This window comes from Nostocoides japonicum T1-X7, assembly GCF_001046855.1.
In the GTDB taxonomy this organism is placed as follows: Bacteria; Actinomycetota; Actinomycetes; order Actinomycetales; family Dermatophilaceae; genus Nostocoides; species Nostocoides japonicum.
On record NZ_HF570958.1, the window covers coordinates 4,102,519 to 4,106,944 of the forward strand.

Consider the following 4,426-nt stretch of genomic DNA (forward strand, 5'->3'; position numbering starts at 1 on the left):
CCGACCGACGCGCCTCCCCCGACGGCGGCGACCTGGAGGAGGGCGTCCGCCGTCGTCCGCCGGACCGGCATGGGTCGGGCGGGGTCGGCGAGGGCGGCGCGGACCCCGATGAGCGGGCCGCGGGACCGCAGGAACCACCAGCCGAATCCGACGACCGCCCCGGCGACCGTCGTCCCCACGACCCGCCGCCACGGCGCGGCGTGCTCGACGCCGACGAGGAAGGTCTCGTGGCCCGCATACCCGAACGCGAGGTGCTGGACCAGATGGAGGACCAGGGTGAGCAGTGCGCCGCCCACACCGGCCGCGGCGCCGGTGAGCGCCGCGAGGAGGACGAGCCGGGGACGACCCACGACCCCATGATCGTCCACCGGCCCGGGCGGGAGGCGAGCGGGGAACAACGACTCGGTATGCCGTGTTGGACGGGACGAGACCCCGGCACTTCCGGCCGGGCGGCGACCACGAGGGCCGCCGGCACGACAGACCCCCACCGAGGAGAGACCCATGGCCACGCGCGACCTCGCGACCGCCGAGTTCCAGCAGACCGTGCTCGACAACGACATCGTCCTCGTCGACTTCTGGGCCTCGTGGTGCGGGCCCTGCCGGATGTTCGCCCCGGTCTACGAGGCGGCGTCCGAGACGCACGACGACGTCGTCTTCGGCAAGGTCGACACCGAGGCGGAGCAGGCCCTCGCCGGCGCGCTCAACATCACCTCGATCCCGACGCTCATGGCCTTCCGCGAGGGGATCCTCGTCTTCTCCCAGGCGGGCGCCCTGCCGGCGGCCGGCCTCGAGCAGGTCATCGAGGGTGTCAAGGGCCTCGACATGGAGGACGTCAAGAAGCAGGTCGCCGCGCAGCAGCAGGCCTGAGCGGGCTCACCCGGCGGGCCGGGGCTCCGCCAGCGCCGTGTCGATGTCGCCGCGGAGACTGTCGGGCGCGGTCTGCGGCGCGTAGCGCGCGATGACCGATCCGTCGCGCCCGACGAGGAACTTCGTGAAGTTCCAGGCGATCGGCCCGCCGAGCAGGCCCCCGCGGCTCTTCTTGAGCCACCGGTAGAGCGGGTGGGTGTCCGAGCCGTTGACGTCGATCTTCGCGAACATCGGGAAGCTCACGCCGTAGTTGACCTGGCAGAACTCCTCGATCTCGTCCGCGCTGCCCGGCTCCTGCGCCCCGAACTGGTTGCACGGGAAGCCGAGGACGACCAGGCCCTGGTCCTTGAGCTCCTCGTAGAGCCGCTCGAGCCCTTCGTACTGGGGCGTGAGCCCGCACTTGCTCGCCGTGTTGACGACGAGGACGACGTCGCCGGCGTATGCCGACAGCGGCTGCTCCGTCCCGCCGAGCGTCGTCGCGGAGAAGTCGGAGAGGGTCGGAGCGGCGTCGGTCATGGAGTCGAGCGTAGTTCGGTCCGGCGGGAAGTCGCCGTCGGGGTGAGACTGGGGGCGTGATCACCGAGGTCCGGGGCGACCGGCTCGCCGGGCCGGCCGGCTCCGCCCGTCGCTCGGCTCCTCCGGCACTCGTCCTCGCGGCGCTCGGCGTCGTCTTCGGCGACATCGGGACCAGCCCGCTGTATGCCCTGCAGGCCGTCTTCTCCATCGACCACGCGGCCGTCGAGCCGACGCGCGACAACGTCTTCGGGATCATCTCGATGATCTTCTGGACCGTGCTGGTCATCGTCGGCCTCAAGTACGTCGCCCTCGTCATGCGGGCCGACAACGACGGCGAGGGCGGCATCGTGGCGCTCGCCGCCCTCGCCCGGCAGCGTCTCGCGCGCGGGTCGCGGGTCCGCACCTACGTCGTGCTCGCCGGGATCGTCGGCGCCGCCCTCTTCTACGGCGACAGCGTCATCACCCCGGCCATCTCCGTCCTGTCCGCGACCGAGGGGCTCGAGGTCGCGACTCCGGACGTCAGTCACTGGACCGTGCCGGCCACGGTCGTCATCGTCGTCGTCCTCTTCCTCGTCCAGCATCGCGGGACCGAGCGGATCGGGGCGGTCTTCGGCCCGGTCATGGTCGTCTGGTTCGTGAGTCTCGCCGCGCTCGGCATACCGGCCGTCGCCGCGCACCCCTCGGTGCTCCTCGCGCTCTCCCCGACCTACCTGCTCGCCTTCGCCGCGGGGCATCCCGGGGTCGCCTTCATCGCGATGGGCGCCGTCGTCCTCTCCGTCACCGGCGCCGAGGCCCTGTATGCCGATCTCGGGCACTTCGGCCGGCCCGCCATCCGGCGGGCCTGGTTCGCCGTCGTGTTCCCCGCCCTCATCGTCAACTACCTCGGGCAGGGGGCGCTCGTCATCGACCATCCCGCCGCGGTCGCCAACCCGTTCTTCCACCTCGCGCCGAGCCGGGTCGTCGTCCCCCTCGTCGTCCTCGCGACCGCGGCGACCGTCATCGCCTCCCAGGCCGTCATCAGCGGTGCCTTCTCGATGACCCGGCAGGCGATGCGCTTCGGCCTGCTCCCGCGGCTCACGGTCCGGCATACGTCGGCCGAGAGCAGCGGGCAGATCTACATCCCCGCGGTCAACTGGCTGCTCCTCCTCGGCGTCCTGCTCCTCGTCCTCCTCTTCCGCAGCTCGAGCCGGCTCTCGGCGGCCTACGGTCTCGCGGTGACCGGCACCTTCGTCCTCACGACGGCCCTCCTCCTCACCGTCGCCCGGACCCGGTGGCACTGGTCGCGGCGCCGCGTCGTCCTCGTCGGTGTGCTCCTCGGAGGGGTCGAGGTCCTCTACTGGACGGCGAACCTCACCAAGCTCCTCCGCGGCGGCTACATCCCCCTCACCATCGCCGCCGTCCTCGTCGTCGTCATGGTGACGTGGCAGCGCGGCCGGGACGCGGTGACGGCCCGCCGGACGGCCGTCGAGGGCCCGATGGAGGACTTCCTCTCCGGTCTGGCCGCCGCCGACGTCCGGCGCGTCCCGGGCACGGCGATCTACCTCCACGCGACGCCGGCGACCGTGCCCCTCGCCCTGCGCGACAACGTCCTGTTCAACCACGTCCTCCACGAGCGGACCGTCGTCGTCACGTTGACCGCCGTCGGGGTTCCGTATGCCGCGCCCGAGCGGCTCGTCGACATCGACGACCGGTACGCCGCGAGCGGGATCCTTCTCGCCGTCGTCCGGCAGGGGTTCATGGATCACATCAGGGTGCCCGAGCTACTCCAGCGTGTCGCGGCCGAGATCGACCTGGAGCCGGGTGAGCTCGACGAGGCGACGTACTTCCTCTCCCACATGGTCGTCACCGACGGGCGCCGGACCGACCTGCCGAGGTGGCAGAGACGGCTGTTCATCGGCATGGTCCACAACTCCTCGCCGGTGACCTTCGGGCTGCCCGTCGAGCGGGTCGTCGTCCTCGGGTCGCAGATCGAGCTCTGAGGCTCGCGTGTCCGGGGTCGTCGTTAGGGTCGGAGGATGACCTTCGACGTGCGCGCCGCGGACTGGGTGGACCAGGTGTCCGACCAGGCCATCCGGCGCGTCGTCGACTCGGGCACCTTCCAGCGGGGACGCGAGTACTTCGACCGGGCCATGGTCACCCAGCTCGGCACGGCCGACCGCGGACGCGTCCTCGTCGCCGAGGTCTCGGGCGGGCGTGACGCGACCTACCAGACCCTCGTCTCGCGCACCGGGGCATCCGATGCGCCGAGCTGGACGGGCCGGTGCAGCTGCCCGGTCGGGGTGCGGTGCAAGCATTGCGTCGCCGTCCTCCTCACGGCCCGGGAGGCCTACCGCCGAGCCGTCTCCGGGTATGCCGGTCCCGCCCCCGCCGGGAGCGTCCTGCGGGCGCTGTGGGCCGAGGACTCCGAGGACCCTCTCGGGGGCCGGGGCGGCTCGGGACCCGCCCGGACCCGACCGGGGCAGGGCACCCCCGGCTCCGGAGCCGGCTCCGGACCGGCCCCGACCGGCGCCGAGCCGGACTGGGCCCGCGTCCTCGACCCCCTCGTCACCGACCCCCTCGGTGCCGACGAGGCGCCGAGGATGCCGCTCGTCGTCATGGTGACCCCGGTGTCGCGAGCGACCCGGGTGCCGGGGGTGCGGACCTTCGGCCTCACGTTGCGACCCACGCGCGAGAGCCGGGCCGGCACCTGGACCGCGTCCTGGGGCTGGGACCAGGCCCTCGGCCAGCTGTCGGCGCGGACCCTCAAGCCCGACCACCTGGCCCTCGGCCTCGAGCTGTGCCGGATCGACCAGGCGACGTCGCCCTTCGCCTACAGCCACCGTCCGCAGACGATCGATCTCGCCCAGCTCGGCCCCCAGGTGTGGCCGTGGCTCGCGATGGCGGTCGAGGCCGGCATCCGTTTCGTGCCCGGGCCGGTGGCCAAGGGGTCCGGCGCGGGCTCGCGCAGCGGCGGTCGCCGGGCGGTGGCCTCCCGCGAGCCGGCGAGCCATCGGCTCGGGTTGGGGGGGGGGGGGGGGGGGGGGGGGTGGTGGTGTGGGGGGGG

4 protein-coding genes and 1 pseudogene are annotated in these 4,426 nt (G+C 73.0%); 3 read left to right on the forward strand and 2 right to left on the reverse strand.

Features of this window, described 5'->3' with window-relative positions:
* Window positions 1-350 (reverse strand): annotated as a pseudogene (locus BN12_RS25405) (hypothetical protein); the annotation flags it as partial.
* A gap of 151 nt (window positions 351-501) precedes the next feature.
* On the opposite strand from BN12_RS25405, the gene trxA reads away from it, so the two are divergent.
* Window positions 502-867 carry a thioredoxin gene (gene trxA / locus BN12_RS18620; protein ID WP_048554833.1) on the forward strand — a complete coding sequence of 122 codons (366 nt, stop codon included), beginning with the start codon at window positions 502-504 and terminating at the stop codon, window positions 865-867.
* 6 nt (window positions 868-873) lie between these two features.
* Here the strand turns inward: trxA and BN12_RS18625 are convergent, their stop codons facing one another.
* A complete protein-coding gene (locus BN12_RS18625) occupies window positions 874-1,383 on the reverse strand; it encodes a glutathione peroxidase (RefSeq protein ID WP_048554835.1) in 510 nt (169 codons plus the stop codon).
* Window positions 1,384-1,439: 56 nt separating this feature from the next.
* Between BN12_RS18625 and BN12_RS18630 the strand changes: the two genes are divergently transcribed.
* Entirely contained in the window at window positions 1,440-3,362 is a 1,923-nt protein-coding gene (locus BN12_RS18630) for a potassium transporter Kup (protein ID WP_048554837.1), read from the forward strand.
* Window positions 3,363-3,398: 36 nt separating this feature from the next.
* Window positions 3,399-4,426, forward strand: a 1,028-nt coding sequence (locus tag BN12_RS26515) for an SWIM zinc finger family protein (protein ID WP_048554839.1), incomplete at its 3' end; no start/stop codon positions are given.